We start from the raw sequence: 15,987 nt of genomic DNA, 5'->3' as shown, positions 1-15,987 counted from the left end.
AGCGGGAGGCCGTACCAATGCCGGCATATCCGAGGGATTAACATGGCACACGTAAATCCCGGAATGGATACGACGATCAACCCGGTCATCATAGACGACTCGGTCAGAGAAGGGAGTGCGTGAATGAACGGAAATGATACGGCACTATTCAGCAAAGCATCGGACCAATGGAGTACACCATCTTGGTTGTTCGACATGCTGGATCGAGAATTCCATTTTGATTGCGATGCAGCGGCGGATCATACCAATCAGAAATGCAATCGATGTTTTACTGATGCCTTAAATCTTGAATGGGTGAAATGGGGTCGCCGCATTTGGCTTAACCCTCCCTATTCCAAGATCGGTCCGTTCATGAAAAAGGCGTATGAAGAATCTCTTAAAGGTGCCGTGGTGGTCTGCCTAATCCCGAGCCGAACGGACACCCGGTACTGGCACGACTACGTGATGAAAGCGCAGGAGATCCGTTTTGTGAAAGGCCGGCTGAAATTCGGTGATTCAAAGAACGGCGCACCGTTCCCAAGCGTGATCGTGATCTTCCGTAACGAGCGCCGGCAGGATTGGGAAGGCCCGCGAATAGGGGATACAATCTCACAGCAGGATCAGCAGCAGCAGGAGGAAGGAGTGAGCGAGGTATGATCTCAAAAGCAGAAAACTACAGACAACTTCGGGACATGACAAAATGCCCCGAATGTGGAAAAGTGCAGTCAATACCAAGAGAAGCGGGGGACGACTGCGAGAATGATGATTGTGAATGCTACGTTGTCCACGCGAGGAAATACAACTACTGGACAAACCCCAACTGGGGGTGACAAGATGCACACCAAGCACCCAAGCACCAAAGGCGGTGCCCGATGACATGCACAAAATGCACCGCAGGGATGTGGACAACCCCAGATGGAGTGGAAAAAGACGGGTTCGTCTGGTGTAGCAACTACCACGGATGGATGAATAACAATGCGTCGTGTTATCTTGACGATACGAAAAAGGAGCGTGTCCAATGACCCTCGCCCGCCATCCGCAACAGGAATACATCTGCAATGAAGACGATCTCGGATGTTTGAACGATTATTTCTATGCAGCACTCGATCAGAACGAGCCCAAGACAACGCTCATCAGATTATGGGAGCAGGAATTTGGTGTAATCCGTTCCCGCCCGCACACCAGCCCCCAAGCACCGCGTCCACCCTGTGAGGAATGTATCTATCAGGCACAGGCAGCATCAGCAGCCAAAGTCGCCCGCGAGCAGGTGTTGGATGCTTTACGCAAAGAAATATCTGATAGGTTCCATCTGAAACCACGCCCATACGATCCAAACGATCAGGAGATACCACAGATAGGGATTGATGAACTCGCGGAGATTTTCGACGCGGCGGAAGAATCCCTCCGGTCACAGCAGCAGGAGGGAGGGCGATGAAATTCATTGAAGTAAAATGTGTACAGCCGTTTTTCGATGAGGTTTGGTATAATAACAAACTCTTTGAAATTCGGATAAACGACCGGAATTATGAGGTTGGGGATATTGTATGGCAGCGCGAATATGATCCAAGCGTGGATGAGTATTCCGGGAGAAGTGTCATCCAAGAAATTACAAAAATACTCATCCCGGAAAATACATTCGATGGGCTTACAAAAGATCGCTGTTTGTTCTATGTTAAAGAACTGACACGTAGAGTAGAGCACCCAAGCACCAAAGGCGGTGCCCGATGACATACCCGTTTTTTCGTGTTGAATGGGCAATGCCAAGCCCCGCCACATTTACAATTCCACCAATACGAAGATTCATCGAAACCTGGAATACCGGGGGAGAAATATACGATCCGTTCTGTGGTGGTTCTACAATAGCGAATCACCGCAACGACATTGCGATTACTGGGATCGATTCTCTCGACTGGCTCCAGGAACAACCCGATAAGTGTGCGGATATTTTCTTGAATGATCCAGCATACACTCCGCGTCAGCGGAAGGAGGTTTACAAGTCTTTAGGTATAACTCTCCATGATACCAAGGCGTCTTACTGGTCTAAAATAAGGGACGAGATTGTAAGAATAATAAAACCATCTGGAACCGTTCTTTCTTTTGGTTATGGGGCTTCTCATGTAGGAAAGACCAGGGGATTAAAAATTGTTGATGGATTAATAGTCCTCCCGTGTGATGAAGTAAAAGGATTCGGTATAGTTGATGGGTTGATGGTTTTACATGGGGGAAATCATAATGCAACTATCTGTATAGCAGAAAAGGTAGGTGCTCCATGACCCCCGCCCGCCAGCCGCTAAATCCAGATATGCGATATTCTGCGCTTGAAAGACTGGATATAAAATTCACAGAACTTATTGGAGCAATTGAAGAAACGCAAGTTGATGGTCAGTTATCATCAAAAAACCACGGAGATTATGAACTGGTGTGTTATTGCCGGGGCTTCATAAGGGCAGAACTTGAAAAGGAGCGTCGAGCCACACACACCAGCCCCCCGGCGCCTGCGCCGGATAAGCCGAAATTCAGCAGCGAAGATTTGCTTCTTCTGGCACACGATGAATGGAAACGCAGGGAGGAACGGAAGCACAACCACAATGAGCAAGACTGGATAGCCGGATTCCTGAATGGTTTTTGCACCTCTCACAAATGGGCAAGGGAGCAGGTGGATAAAATCAGGGCAGATACAAAGCACCCAAGCACCAAAGGCGGTGCCCGATGACATGCACAAAATGCACCGCAGGGATGTGGACAACCCCAGATGGAGTGGAAAAAGACGGGTTCGTCTGGTGTAGCAACTACCACGGATGGATGAATAACAATGCGTCGTGTTATCTTGACGATACGAAAAAGGAGCGTGTCCAATGACCCTCGCCCGCCAGCCGCACTCGCAGCGATGCGAGAAAATAGCAGACCGCAATGACATCATAGCCTTTATGAAGTTTGCAGGTTTTGATGTTGAACTCGCAGAAAGAACTGATGGTGTGCAAGAACTTACCATTACGGGATTTGATGATACTGGGGATACTTATATGCTGGAATTTGCCAGCATCACACCCACTGGGGAAAATCACTGTGACAAATGTGATCATTGGGATATGTGTGAGGGTTGCCCGTATACAGATGAGCGAGCCATCCACACCAGCGCCCCGGCACCGGAAAACGATCTCTTGAAACAGATTCGGAAATTTCATGCAGCAGCACATAAAGAGATGTGCAAAGACGATGCAGACGAATTGCATACTACCTTCTGGAAGGGGCAATGGCTCGCATACAACAATGTTGCCGGATTGGTTGAGCACATGGAAGATTCCTACACCAGCGCCCCGGCACCGGAAGATCAATTGCCCGAAGAATCAGAACAGTGGAGAGAGGCATATCAGAATGGTTATACAGATGGACAGGCAAAGGCCGCCATTGAGAACGAACGCATCAACGCACAGGTAGCCAAAGCCGCCCGCGAGCAGGCAGAGACAACGGACAATATCCTCGCAGTTCTGAAAAAAAGATACAGAAAAGAAATGGCGATTATCGATTACATTGAGATGATCGAGTGCGAGGTAGAATCCCTCCGGGCACAGCAGGAGCCACAGCAATGATACAAAACATATCAAACCTTTGGGAACCAATTCCGATAGCGGCGCTTGGATCTTTAATATTATCAGTTATCCCGATATTGGTCTTTATCTTAATTGTTGCATGGATTCTTTCACAGGTAAGACACGGTCCGGCAGGACCACGGGACTTTAACCAGCGATGAGCAGCAAACAATACGAGATCCCCCATTGCCAAGCACCATGTTGGCCAATTGAATGTAAAAACTGCCCGCATGGAGATGAGAATACAACGCTTGAGGAAGTAGAGGCGATCATGGAAATACAGCGACGACTCCGGCCCAGCGACCCGGACGAGCAGCAGCTTACCATTTCGTAATCCTTCAAACCACCACAATATCAAAATCTTTTTTACGATTGTAATACTAGTAATTTATATGCCATTGCCAAGAAAGGAAGTTTTGGATAATCCAGTATTGTTTGCAGAATGGTTATCGAAACAATCAAAGAGGTGCCAAAAGAAATGGGGCAATCCGGATAAGATCCGAGCATGGCAAAAGACATGTGGCCGTCCCGGTAAGAAAGACGAAACAAGCCCCAGGTGGAAAGGGGACAACATAAAATATAACTCCCTGCATCTGGTATTAAGAAGGACAATCCCAAAACCAGAAGCCTGTTCACACTGTGGGGAAAAGCCAAAACGATTGGAGCTCTGTAATATTAGTGGAGAATACAACAGGGACCCAACCAATTATATCTGGCTGTGTACAAAGTGCCATAGGAAGTTGGATGGGCATTCATACAAAAGAATGAGAGTAAAAACGAAATACAATCTATTCTTCAATCAATTCTACCAGGAAGTTTCCGCGCTTCTCGGTTGATCCAGCATTTTTTTAAAGTTGGTCTGTTGTATTGGGTGTGCCAAGTTCCGTATCCAGATGTAAGATTGAGAACCACAAACGCCCGTTAAGTGGTAATGCGGAACCTGTGCTTCCATTCCAGTATTGCATAAGAAAGGAAACGGCACTTCAAAAATGTTGGTCTGGTTCAAGCGCGCACAATTTCCTATTAAGCACCACGACATTTAGAAACAATGCATATTTCTCTACGACGTAAGACTAGACAACATTTAAATATGCGGTGGTCAATTGCTACTTATGACAAATGTGAAAGGGGGTGAAAAACACGGCAGACCTTAACGCATCTATCGGGCCGGTACTGGATGGGGTTATTCTTCTGTTCCCGACGCTGCTCAGCCTTGTGCTTGCAGCGCTCCCGATCATCATCGCGATGGCCCTTATCGGTTTTGTGCTTGGTATCTTTGACAGCATCCTTGGCAAGATCCGGATGTAAGCCAATAAGCCATAAATGCCCGGCAGGTTTATAGCCTTCCGGGACAATTATGGTTTAATGAGAATTGCAGCCCTTTTTTTATGTATATTGATTCTTTCTGCAATAATCCCAGTAAATGCCATAGAAATAAACCCCAGTGTCGATACCATCCCGTTTTTCTGCAAATACACATTAACAGATTGGACACCGTTGTGTGTTCGTTCAGCGACACAGAGTATCATCATTGAGGGTGAAATGAACCAAACATTTAACCTCACCCCAAATATGACACCCGGTTCTGATTTTCAAAGCAGTGGTTTCCTCTTTTTAAATGGGTCGCGCCCGATGGAAGGCAACCTGAATATGTCGATGTATAACATCACGGTAAACAATATCACAGGGAGATCCGATGTTGTAAATAAATCATATGTCGATGCTTTATTAGGTAATGACCAGACATGGAACGCATCATATTACCTCAACGATGCGTCGAGGGGTTTGACAGGCACAGACATATTCAGGGCAGGCGTTTCAAACGATCGCCTGTTCATCCAGGGCGGAAATACAACGGTTGGGTCATCTGCCCGCATTGCCTTGCGTGGTGCGGATTATACTTCCTCCCCGGGCAGTCTGTCTTTATACGTCCCAAATGCAGCACGCACATCAGCCGTTGAAGCAATCCGTATTTTAGGAAATACAAATTCCCCTATGGTTGGCATAATCACAACAGCACCGACCGCAACGCTCCATGTTCAGGGTACGGTGCGGTTTAGCTCATATGGCGCAGGAACGGCAACGTTCGATGCCGGCGGTAATATCACATCGGTATCCGATGAAACCAAGAAAAAGAATAAACAGAAATACACAATAGACGATCCAAAGATACTCGACAAGATCGAACCATATTCATTCGAATACACGTATGAATCCGGGCTGGATTCGACAAGCCGGTACTATGGGTTCCTCGCACAGAACCTAGAGTCTGCAGGTCTATCAGAGTGCGTATACACCACTAACGGAACAAAGACAGTATACGACAGGTGCATATCAGCGTATCAGATGAACGTCATCAAGAACCAGTCGGAACAAATCGACAGCTTAACAAAACGAATTGAGGACTTGGAGAAGAAACCATGAGTAGATTACACGAAATTAAAACCAACGGGCCGGACAATGTGATGTTAAGACCGTATCATCAAACAGGTAGAATAAAAACTGTTGGTGATCGTCTAAGACAGATCAAAGGTGAAATAGAGAATGACGTTGGATCCAGAACTTAAAAAGGAATTCAAAAAGATAAGGGCGAACCAAAAGACAATTGCGCTTTTTGTTCTCCTTGTCGGAGTTATCGTTATACTGCTCTCAGTACCAGCAGATGCGCAAACCATCACCATGAGCAACCCGGGAGCATCAAACAGCCGGGACATAATGGTATATTACCCAAACGGCAGTATGCAGGGTTTCTACAATGATACCAGCGTGATCACGCTCGATGCAAACGAGTCATACATCTTCACGCTTAAACCCCTGTCAAGCAATCCACTTACCGATCCTACAGATTGGCTCAATAACCATGCCTTCCCATTTGTGCAGTCTAATGCCATTGCGATCATATTCATCTGCTTTGTTGTAGGTTATTTGATTATGAGAGGTGCACGATGAAACGCCTTCTCGCAATCTGCTTAATCCTTGCAGCGTGCATAATCCCGGCCCAGGCATCATTCGTATGGGACAATGGAAGCGGGACTATTTGGAATCCTGTATTATTTACCGATGGGTGTAATAGTTCTAATAAAATAGATGTGGTAACACATGATGAAGCGTATGTTGGTGCAGCGTCAAAAGTAGGATTTTCGTCAGGAGGAGGTACAAACATTGATGGTCATTTAACATATACTGATTTTTATTTTGAAGATTTAAGCATAACAGGTTATGGATATCCAACATTAGGCCAATCTCGCATATCGACAGATTGGCGCCAAACTTATACGGGCACGTGCGACATAAATTATCTTTTAGTTGATGCAAGAACAGCAACAACACCCGCAAATGCTATTTATATTCCTGCGGGGGGAAATTTATCATATGTGCTTTTAGGTAATGATGCTAGAGCATCAGATTATAATGTTTCATCTGACGGGGGCGCTGATATATATAGGCTTCCGGGGGATGTTACTACAAGGATAGTGTTTGCAGTCAGATTTGATGCAGGAGCAGAAAAATTAGGATGGATTAATGACACAGGAGGTGTCAGTCATTATTTTACCACAACACCCCCGGGCCCGCCGATAGCAGACTTCAATGGGACACCAACAAACGGATCGGCCCCCCTTACAGTGGTGTTTACAGACACATCGACAAATACGACGGCAACATCATGGAATTGGACATCAACCCCAAACACCGGGGTATTTATATCCCCGTCATCGACAAGCGAAGATGTAACCATGCTGTTCACCGCATCCGGTAATTACACAATTACCCATTGTGCAGCAAACGACATGGGATCCGACTGCGAAGTAAAAACAGAATACATTTGGGTATACAACGCAACATCAATGATAACAACCCCTTGGAGGGCCGAGGATATGGTTTTCGGGGGATTGGTTGCAAATGCTACGATTGACCTGCTGGATATAGAAAATGATTCATGGGTCAATGTAACCTCATCCACGGGCACATCAAGTATCACCACGTTGGCAGATCACAAATTAAGCGGGTATGGCTTTGCTGTTGGGTTTAACGATGCTGAACAGCTTATCGTAGAACCCCAGGCATTCCCGGGTTACGTCCTTTACATGTACCCGACAGGGTTCACCAATGTATCAGAAGGGAACGTTACCGTATTCGTAAAAGCCGAAGATGTAGATACCGGATTAGCCGTCATTGGTGCGACAGTAACGGGACAAGCCGCAGGGGGTGGTTCACAGGTCAAGACCACGAATAGCGCAGGTTGGGCACAGTTCGTATTCCCAAATAATACCAACGTCCATTTCAAAGCGGAAAAATCAGGATACACTGGAAGTACAACGATCGTACTCAACACCGGAGTTCCATCCGGAGGAGATACCTTTGTATCAGGAACCGTATACCTTACCAAAGGAACAATAACATCACACCCAACAACGACAGTAACAACACTCCCCGGGGGGGGCACACCAACCCCGGTACAAACATATCTCCCGCATTGTGACCCCGCGGCATCCGATTACAGCGCGGAAGAATGTAGGGCAGAGCAGAGCAGTTTCTCGTTATCATGGTTAGCCGATAACATGCTCCTGCTTATCCAAATATGTTTCATCTTCACGATTCTGTATATCGCAGGGTGGAAGCCATGAAACCGTGGGGATTAATCCCCGCAATACTCCTTTGTTTCATACTGATAGCGCAGCCCGTAACGGCACAAACCATGTCTTATGATTGCGCCGATGATATGGCGATATATAGATTAGATATGGTTGGGGATAGTCCGGTCTATGTAACGTTTGATTTAAAGAGATTAGACGGAACAACAACAAGTGGATCTTGGTCATATCAACCGCACGATCTCTTTGGGTTTCCTGTAGCAACAAAAGCCGAAATAACACTAGATGGGGATTCCGACGATTTGGTTTTTGTAACTCCGGGTAGGTTATATATTTCCATGTACCCAAGCCGAAACCTTACAGAGTTGGATGAGTCCAGATGGATAATGGGCGCGGGTCAATCTGGAGCGATAAATAACATAGCCGTTGAACAGTACGGGGTATCGTCGCCCATTATTGGTTTTGAGTTTGTTGCAGACTCCGATATTACATATACAATCAGAGAGGAAAAGCGAGACGTAGTTGTTGGAAGCATGACGGGGCAAAACATCAGCCAGATAACGGATCTGATATTTTCCACCCTTTCTTATGTTATTAATTTCGTAACCTCTTTGGTATACTGGATTAAGTTTTTCTTTGTTGAAAATCTCCTTATGACCGTGACGCTTTACATATCCCTATCAATGGTATTTGCAGCACGCAAGGCACACGGAAGAATGGACATATTCTTTAAAACATTCTTCAGTGACCAGAAAAAACTATTCAGTTTCATCATGGAATTGTGGCGCATGCTCATAGAATCTATTGGGACCATCAGAGGATGGTTCAGGGTGTGATACTTATGGACTTTATCGAAAGATGGGTATACAAATTAACCGGGCGTAAAGTCCCGGTTATGCAGGTAGTGGATGTTGCAGACAACGGGCAGATCAAATCTCTCGTATTAATGCCGTGGGTAAGGCGGCACAATTCCCTTTTGGAAACATGGAATACCATTGGAGCAGAGATTAGCCCCAACCATGAAGGCTATATCACATACACCGATGCCGCTGGACTCACGCAGCCGATGTATGCAGCATACAAGGGCAGGACGTGTAATTTATACGTCCGTCCAAGAAGTGCCCCCAATCTTGAAAAGGTCATTGGTTCGGCAGCAACCATTGACGACATTGGGGAAGCCCTCGACATGGGGAAGAGTATGCGGAATCTCGTAATAGGCATCGTAATTGGCATGATGCTTTGGGCGGGGCTTATCGGCCCGGTACTCAGCACATTGGCGAGCTGATCACATGGCAGAAGTAACCCGCACCCAATCCCCGAGCGTTGTAAATAACACAGGGCAGAACGTGGATCCCGCACAGTGGAATCCCGACATGGCAACCATGGCCATGATGAAAGATCTCATCAAGAAATGGCCAACCCCAACCATTGTTAATGCCAGGTTCACGGTCTTTCATGGAGTTTGGACAGCACTCAACCACGTAGATCCCACACCAACCAACCCGGGCAATCCCACTTATTACGACTGCTCGTATCGCCTATCCGTATATCAGGGAGCAGGCAATCAGAGCGTGAACAAGGACGGCAAGCTATTCAACAGCATTTTCGCGCTCGCGATGAAGCCGCAATACATCATTCAGGGTATGCCGTTGCTATCCGGGGAGAATGAACAAAAGCCCGGGCTACTCTCAAGAATGTGGAGCGGCATTACAGGCAGGGGCCAGCAGCAACAGCAGACCAACGGAGGCGCACAGCGATGAATTGCACCCCAGAACAGAAACAGCACATGCTCGATCTCGTAAAAGAGATGCAGGGCTATGCCGATGTAATCCAAAATAGGATTCACACCCTCTCAATAAAAGAGCGTGTCAAAATCGGCAAGCGCATGGCCGTTATCGTAAAAGAAATGAAAGAATTCAGGAGAGCGTATCCGGATGATTAGCAAGGAGTACGGGTTCGCGCTCATCGGGAAATGTATGGAGATGGTGATAGAATGGCTTAAGGTCAAACTGCACTTAAAGACCATATCCGAACGGGAACGCGAGGAATGGAATAAAGAGATGGAACAGATATCAGAAGAAGTAAAACGAGTGAGGCCGTTATTATGGAAAACATGATCTGCACTTCAGAAACAAACCTTTGGGCAGCAATGCTCATCAGCTTCGCCATTGGCTACATCATGCCGGCAGTCGGCAGATACGCAAAGGAATGGTATGGTCGGACTCAGCAGGAGTAACATAGGAAAATTAGCCGGGATTGGTTATCCTGGTTTTATCTCCATTCGTAAAATCAGATACGGGTACGGAAATCAACAGCATATAGAGAAACTTGGTATTTTACAGAGTTGGTTTTCAGAATTGCGGGCATACCTCCCAATGCTACTCCGCACAAAGGACGGGACAATAGATCCGGAATATGAATTCAAATACGTTCCGTTGCTTAATGAGGTAAAGGCAGAGATTGATGCCGCATATGAAATGTACGATGGTTCTTTTGAAGGGCAATCTTGCGGAGCGTACGAAAAGAACCTTATCAAAGCTATGCGGGGGATTCAAGAAAGGTTAGACGTGATCACAGCAGAATCAAAAATCGTAGATAACGTGAGGCCAGATGAAGGTCAGGAGATGCTCGCAGGATGAGGGGAATTAATCCATCATATCTCGACAAGCTGGAAGAATCACAAAGGGCGTTCATACTTACGGGCCCGGGTAAATTCTTTGCAGATTCGTTTCTCCACATGCCGGCAGAGCACGGGTATGTGATCGGTCCGACAGGGTCCGGCAAGACAAACAAAATGCACAACCTTGCAAACTGGATAAAATATACAGAGGTAATACTCTGGATATCAGCCAGCAAGGACCACGACATCCTGCCGTTATTCTTCATGGGGCTTCCGGTAAACGTCATCATACCAAAACACGCGGGCATTGAGATAACGGGATACCCGGGCGATATCTCGTATTCTCCAGTTAATACTCCGGACGATGTGTTCTATGCAATCAAGCCCGACCACATCAACATCCTTGAAGTCCGTAATGCGTTCTGGTCAGAGGATGCCCTTCTTGATTGGATGATTCAATTCTTCAAGACATTATCAGAAGGATGCAGGCGCGGGACAATCCCGAGGATAGCCCCGTCATCATGGCATGGGAAAGGATCAAAGGTCGCGCTATTCCTTGACGAATCCCAATGGCTCATCGCCGGTACAAAAGTTACCAACAAACCAAAGCGCGTCAAAGCCACAGAAGAAATAGCCGGGGGTGCGCTTGAGATTAGGACATACGGCTGGAGGCTCGTAATATCATCGCAGGGATTCACCAATGTTGTCCCTATCATCCGTGAAAATATGCCGTGTGTATTCCTCTGTGTAAACGCCCAGGTGCCAGACGTTCCCGCACTACATAAGCATTGCCAGCCACACCCAAATCTCGGATGGAAGCCAACGAGCCGGTACAAGCGCAACGAATACAAATTTGTCAACAGGTCGGGCTTAGCAAGCCCCAACGACAGACCGCTTCCCGTCCCTTTGTATCCCAAACGACAAGAGGACCGGGACACCATGGCAAGAATGGACATCATATATGCGAGGCGATACCACGACCAGCCACCTAAAGAAGCCGAACCAGAAGAAGAGTGCTTCCCCGAATTGGGGCGTTTTTCTGCGCTTGCTATCCCTCCGGAAGTTCAGGAAATATATGGGAATAACCGATGGAGAGCAGAAGAGATGATACCCGATGATGGACGAACTTGAAGGATTAGATTTACCACAACGCGATGAAACCGGATACCGACTTACAAAATGGTTTGCTCTTATCGTCTGCATGGCTCTCTTATTTCTGGTTATTTGTATTACATTAACCGGGGGGTGCGTCACGCTCGCAAAGACAACATACCATAATGCAATGGCGACACCAACCCCAACACCAACCCCAACACCAACCCCAGAACCAACAGAATCCCCGGTCGTATATGTTACCGAGGATCCGGAAGAATACATGCTCCGCACCAACGGGTTGCACATGCGAGAGTGGCACCATTGGTTCAGGGAAAATGTGCAGGGCATCAACGGCGAAGGAACAAAGGACCTTTCCACATGGGTCACGGTATACGATTACCGCATCATGGATTCATACCGTTGGTGGTCTGTATCGTGGGCGCGGAAGTTCGTGGTAAAGCCAGACGACAGGGAAGACCAATTCCTATTCATCTTCACCAACACATATTCCGACGATACCGGTGATGGCACAGGTGATGATGTAAGGCAATACCTCTTTGACTGCTCGCACTATCACGTTGGGATAGGCGACAGGCTTTACAAGGCAGACGACTTTGAATATCCGGAACGCCGCATAACAGAGTTCGATGACCTTTGGACATTCGATCATGTTACAAACCCCGGCCCATTCGGCTATCTCATCGTGCAGGAGAAAGGATCCGGCATCATATCCGCACAAAAGTTAGAATGGCTCTTTGGTGGAAGGTCAAATGCAGTTGATGGTTTTTGTCAATTCCAGATCCCCCGCACCATCCAGGAGAACGCCACATACTCACGAAAGGTCACATTAGACGACATCAAAGTCTATGGCACATTTGCAAACCTTGGCGGAACCGTTTGGTGGAAACTGGAATAAACCCAAACATTTATCTATTTTTACGATAATGTGGTATTGCTCAATTAAACGAGCAGGAAATAAGAACGGAACCATTCAAAACAATCACAGTGTATGAGAGTGATTATAATACAATGACTCTCATAGCAAAGAAAGAAAATCTCCTGTACAGCGAAGGGAACAGAACTGGGAAAATGATCCCGGCAAAAGTCATCCAATGGTTAATTTCAAATTGGATTGAAGTTACGAGGTTAACAAAATGACCATCAACTACAACGGTTCAAAGGTTGCCAGCAGCTTCTCAGGACTCGGAGAAAAGAACAAAGGCAAACCCCCGCTCGATCCGCAGGAAGAATACATCTTTGAACTGGTCGAAGCAAAGGACCAGCAGCTTAAGGGGTGGCAGTCAGCAAAGGACAGGGCCGCAAACAAACCAGCGCCCAAAAAAGTCCATGCAGCAACCACATGGAAGGAAATCAAATCTGGCATCCTTGTATTCCAGAAGTTCAACATCGAGACCCTCAGTTGGGGCAAAGGCCCGAGCGACACCAAACGATCAAAGGTGATCAAGTTCATGGACGATATTGGGATCCTTTGTCCGGAAAACAAAATCCCGGTATGGGACAACGTATTCATTCCAACCATGAAGATCCGCGCTCGGGTTGTCCCGGCCACAAACCCCGATGAATATTTCTTCAAGGAAGGATCGTTCAGGAAATACCAGGCATGACTCCGGGAAAGCAACACGTCTGCGTGAGCTGCACCCAAAATAAAAAGGGGTGCACTTTCTCACCGGGTGGCGATAGACTACCGGCGATATGCGGATGGGACGAACAAGGAAAGATGATAAAGCCGCATTGGTTGGAGGTGCCCGACACAAAAACGACAGAATATGAATATTAAAACAACCACTCTTTTCTTAAAACAAATTTACTTGTTAAAAACTAATATAACGGATTGAAACCGATTACATCATTTACCGGAATTTGATAAGGTGATCTTCTGAAACAAATTATGCCAGGGCTTGCAGGCCCGGCAAAAAACAAAGCAAGAGATAAGCAACTAAAGTTTAGTTGCACTAACTTAAATAATTTTGTTTATCTTTTTTCACGAGAGCGTATAGCAGCAGGTGGTTTACAGTGACATATGTCACGGTCCCGTACCAGAAATGGGAGTCCGTGGGCGAGAGCCCCCTGAGGACGACAGCCATCATAAAAGCCCCCTACCCAGAAGGGGAGGGGGTTGGGGGTGGGGCTAGTCTTGTCCCATCATTAAGCATAACTGACACACCATCAAAGATCTGTGAAGCGGCACTAACGAAATTGGAGGCGTTATCGTTTGATCGTCCTCAAAAGAAATATGAAGGGTTATGTCAGGAATTTTTTGAATATCTGGATATGTGCGAGCAGAAGAAATTCATTTTAAAAGGATACGATGTCAAGAAAGGGAAATTTCGTATAGCTCCAATTGATTACGATAATAGATGGGGACCGAATCGTAGGAGAGAATTGGGGTGGAAATTAGACCGATTAGAATCTTGGTTTTCGTTGCAGGTGGATCGCCCGGTAGTAATGATCACACTGACATCATATCAGGAAGGCTTGACAATATCGCAGGCATGGGGCAATCTCAACAAATCGCGTACAAAATTGCTAAAGATGATCCGCAAACATTGTGGGGATGTAGATTATTTTTGGGTAACAGAACCGCACAAAAGCGGATACGTGCACTATCATCTGGCGGTATTCTGTGAGATATCAATCGAATTAGAAAATACATTGCGTCACCTCTGGTCAACAAAATACAAACAGGGCTCACACACGTATGGTCTGGATTTCTCCCGTAAAAAAGGCGATGACAAACTAAAATCACTCAAGGATTACCTATCGAAATATCTCCGTAAAGGTTTCCTACTCGATCAATGGACAATAGGCATGCTCCTTTTCAATGCACATCTGTGGAGCACAGGATTTAGGATGTATGGGGGAAGTAAACGCATATCATCAATAATGAAACTCCCGGAAGATCCAGATCTGGATATCGTTTGGCTTGAAACAACATACCAGGATGTAGAAAGAACGCCGGAAGGTGGCCTCATCGATACAGAGCGCGTTATATGGGCGAGACAGTACATCCCGGATTGGATAGACACAGACATATGGTGTTATGATAGGGAGCCGGACGATAGTGTCAAACTGTGCGATTGGGGGAGGGGGCCACACCAAGGATATGATCCCACTCATGGAAAAGTCACAAACCTATAGGTATAAATACCAGTCCAACCTATAGGTAATCAACCCAAACGGGATTAGGAGCAACACAATGCAGGAATACGACAACAGTGCTGAAGAATCCGAAAACCGGATTGCTGAAGAAGAGTATGAGATCTGGGAAAACCGAGAGCAATACGGCATTGAGTGGTAATCATGAGGTTTCAAGCGTTCGCCTGTGAGTGTGGGTATAATCTCGCAACTGCTAAAAATGCCCCCAAGTGTCCGGACTGTGGTAAAGATATGGTCCTGATGAAAAAGGAGTCAAAACAGTACAAGAAATTCAACACGGGACTAAAGCAGTTATTCAGATAATCCCCCTCCTTTCTAGCGTATACAGCCGGTTCGCGTCCGGCGGGGGAATGCCGAAAGGCAGGAGTAAGCATGACAGGATACAAAGTTAGAGGAAATAAAGAGCTTGGGTGGAGTATTGCAATTCCATCAGAAGCATATGCACAGGCAGACAAGCCAGAAGAATATACCGTTTGCGTAATGCAGGATGGAACACTCGTTTACCAGCCGGTGCACCCATGACCAACGCAGAAGCTGACGAGAATGAACGCGTATTCGTTGAAAAGGCGAAGGCGTGGCACCTAGAATTACTCAAGGAGAAAAACAAAGAGTCGGCCAAGATGCCGGCATATCCGAGGGATTAACATGGTAAAATTCGATTGGAGGTGTTGGGAAAGAGGAAAATACGACTGCGATGGAAAATGCGATTCAGATCCGGTCCCTACGGATCCAAAATCCTGCGGTTACGACTGCAAAATGTGTCAATGCACATCATGCAATCAAGCCGGAAAGCGGGAGGCCGTACCAATGCCGGCATATCCGAGGGATTAACATGGCACACGTAAATCCCGGAATGGATACGACGATCAACCCGGTCATCATAGACGACTCGGTCAGAGAAGGGAGTGCGTGAATGAACGGAAATGATACGGCA

General features: G+C 46.6%; 25 protein-coding genes. All 25 read left to right on the top strand.

Features of this window, described 5'->3' with window-relative positions:
* The first annotated feature begins 123 nt into the window (after window positions 1-123).
* A complete protein-coding gene (locus WC356_05625) occupies window positions 124-636 on the top strand; it encodes a DNA N-6-adenine-methyltransferase (GenBank protein ID MFA5382624.1) in 513 nt (170 codons plus the stop codon).
* 54 nt (window positions 637-690) lie between these two features.
* Entirely contained in the window at window positions 691-855 is a 165-nt protein-coding gene (locus tag WC356_05620; GenBank protein ID MFA5382623.1) for a hypothetical protein, read from the top strand.
* 142 nt (window positions 856-997) lie between these two features.
* A complete protein-coding gene (locus tag WC356_05615) occupies window positions 998-1,414 on the top strand; it encodes a hypothetical protein (GenBank protein MFA5382622.1) in 417 nt (138 codons plus the stop codon).
* Window positions 1,411-1,707 carry a DUF3850 domain-containing protein gene (locus WC356_05610; protein ID MFA5382621.1) on the top strand — a complete coding sequence of 99 codons (297 nt, stop codon included), beginning with the start codon at window positions 1,411-1,413 and terminating at the stop codon, window positions 1,705-1,707. Before WC356_05615 ends, WC356_05610 begins: the two co-directional genes overlap by 4 nt.
* Before the next feature lie 29 nt (window positions 1,708-1,736).
* A complete protein-coding gene (locus WC356_05605) occupies window positions 1,737-2,252 on the top strand; it encodes an adenine-specific DNA methylase (protein ID MFA5382620.1) in 516 nt (171 codons plus the stop codon).
* On the top strand, window positions 2,249-2,692 hold the full coding sequence (locus WC356_05600) for a hypothetical protein (GenBank protein ID MFA5382619.1): 444 nt from the start codon (window positions 2,249-2,251) through the stop codon (window positions 2,690-2,692). The genes WC356_05605 and WC356_05600 overlap by 4 nt, the downstream gene beginning before the upstream one ends.
* A gap of 142 nt (window positions 2,693-2,834) precedes the next feature.
* Window positions 2,835-3,569: a hypothetical protein gene (locus tag WC356_05595; GenBank protein MFA5382618.1), complete on the top strand. Its 735-nt coding sequence runs from the start codon at window positions 2,835-2,837 to the stop codon at window positions 3,567-3,569.
* Window positions 3,570-3,961: 392 nt separating this feature from the next.
* The gene (locus WC356_05590; GenBank protein MFA5382617.1) at window positions 3,962-4,405 is read left to right on the top strand and encodes a hypothetical protein; all 444 of its coding nucleotides are present in this window, start codon (window positions 3,962-3,964) and stop codon (window positions 4,403-4,405) included.
* A 295-nt stretch (window positions 4,406-4,700) separates the two neighbouring features.
* Window positions 4,701-4,877, top strand: a complete 177-nt coding sequence (locus tag WC356_05585) for a hypothetical protein (GenBank protein ID MFA5382616.1) — start codon at window positions 4,701-4,703, stop codon at window positions 4,875-4,877.
* Window positions 4,878-4,934: 57 nt separating this feature from the next.
* Window positions 4,935-5,993 carry a tail fiber domain-containing protein gene (locus WC356_05580; protein MFA5382615.1) on the top strand — a complete coding sequence of 353 codons (1,059 nt, stop codon included), beginning with the start codon at window positions 4,935-4,937 and terminating at the stop codon, window positions 5,991-5,993.
* A 120-nt stretch (window positions 5,994-6,113) separates the two neighbouring features.
* Window positions 6,114-6,518, top strand: coding sequence for a hypothetical protein (locus WC356_05575; protein MFA5382614.1), 405 nt, complete (start codon window positions 6,114-6,116; stop codon window positions 6,516-6,518).
* Window positions 6,515-8,194 (top strand): hypothetical protein, encoded by a 1,680-nt coding sequence (locus WC356_05570; protein ID MFA5382613.1) that lies wholly within the window; start codon window positions 6,515-6,517, stop codon window positions 8,192-8,194. Before WC356_05575 ends, WC356_05570 begins: the two co-directional genes overlap by 4 nt.
* Window positions 8,191-8,997 carry a hypothetical protein gene (locus tag WC356_05565; GenBank protein MFA5382612.1) on the top strand — a complete coding sequence of 269 codons (807 nt, stop codon included), beginning with the start codon at window positions 8,191-8,193 and terminating at the stop codon, window positions 8,995-8,997. The genes WC356_05570 and WC356_05565 overlap by 4 nt, the downstream gene beginning before the upstream one ends.
* Before the next feature lie 5 nt (window positions 8,998-9,002).
* Window positions 9,003-9,446, top strand: coding sequence for a hypothetical protein (locus tag WC356_05560; protein MFA5382611.1), 444 nt, complete (start codon window positions 9,003-9,005; stop codon window positions 9,444-9,446).
* Window positions 9,447-9,450: 4 nt separating this feature from the next.
* Window positions 9,451-9,921: a hypothetical protein gene (locus WC356_05555; protein MFA5382610.1), complete on the top strand. Its 471-nt coding sequence runs from the start codon at window positions 9,451-9,453 to the stop codon at window positions 9,919-9,921.
* A complete protein-coding gene (locus WC356_05550) occupies window positions 9,918-10,103 on the top strand; it encodes a hypothetical protein (GenBank protein MFA5382609.1) in 186 nt (61 codons plus the stop codon). Before WC356_05555 ends, WC356_05550 begins: the two co-directional genes overlap by 4 nt.
* Window positions 10,104-10,137: 34 nt before the next feature.
* The gene (locus tag WC356_05545) at window positions 10,138-10,278 is read left to right on the top strand and encodes a hypothetical protein (protein MFA5382608.1); all 141 of its coding nucleotides are present in this window, start codon (window positions 10,138-10,140) and stop codon (window positions 10,276-10,278) included.
* Between the two features lie 96 nt (window positions 10,279-10,374).
* A complete protein-coding gene (locus WC356_05540) occupies window positions 10,375-10,800 on the top strand; it encodes a hypothetical protein (GenBank protein MFA5382607.1) in 426 nt (141 codons plus the stop codon).
* Window positions 10,797-11,912, top strand: a complete 1,116-nt coding sequence (locus WC356_05535) for a hypothetical protein (GenBank protein MFA5382606.1) — start codon at window positions 10,797-10,799, stop codon at window positions 11,910-11,912. The genes WC356_05540 and WC356_05535 overlap by 4 nt, the downstream gene beginning before the upstream one ends.
* Window positions 11,896-12,792 carry a hypothetical protein gene (locus WC356_05530; protein MFA5382605.1) on the top strand — a complete coding sequence of 299 codons (897 nt, stop codon included), beginning with the start codon at window positions 11,896-11,898 and terminating at the stop codon, window positions 12,790-12,792. The genes WC356_05535 and WC356_05530 overlap by 17 nt, the downstream gene beginning before the upstream one ends.
* Window positions 12,793-12,905: 113 nt before the next feature.
* A complete protein-coding gene (locus tag WC356_05525) occupies window positions 12,906-13,034 on the top strand; it encodes a hypothetical protein (GenBank protein MFA5382604.1) in 129 nt (42 codons plus the stop codon).
* Complete coding sequence (locus WC356_05520; GenBank protein MFA5382603.1) at window positions 13,031-13,501, top strand: hypothetical protein; 471 nt, start codon at window positions 13,031-13,033, stop codon at window positions 13,499-13,501. The genes WC356_05525 and WC356_05520 overlap by 4 nt, the downstream gene beginning before the upstream one ends.
* Window positions 13,502-13,910: 409 nt before the next feature.
* Complete coding sequence (locus WC356_05515; GenBank protein ID MFA5382602.1) at window positions 13,911-15,035, top strand: hypothetical protein; 1,125 nt, start codon at window positions 13,911-13,913, stop codon at window positions 15,033-15,035.
* A gap of 390 nt (window positions 15,036-15,425) precedes the next feature.
* Entirely contained in the window at window positions 15,426-15,575 is a 150-nt protein-coding gene (locus tag WC356_05510; protein MFA5382601.1) for a hypothetical protein, read from the top strand.
* Window positions 15,572-15,697: a hypothetical protein gene (locus WC356_05505; protein ID MFA5382600.1), complete on the top strand. Its 126-nt coding sequence runs from the start codon at window positions 15,572-15,574 to the stop codon at window positions 15,695-15,697. The genes WC356_05510 and WC356_05505 overlap by 4 nt, the downstream gene beginning before the upstream one ends.
* The last annotated feature ends 290 nt before the right edge of the window (window positions 15,698-15,987 follow it).

Source organism: Candidatus Micrarchaeia archaeon, assembly GCA_041653315.1.
Lineage (GTDB): Archaea > Micrarchaeota > Micrarchaeia > Anstonellales > JAHKLY01 > JAHKLY01.
This window is presented reverse-complemented; position numbering and strand designations above follow the sequence as displayed.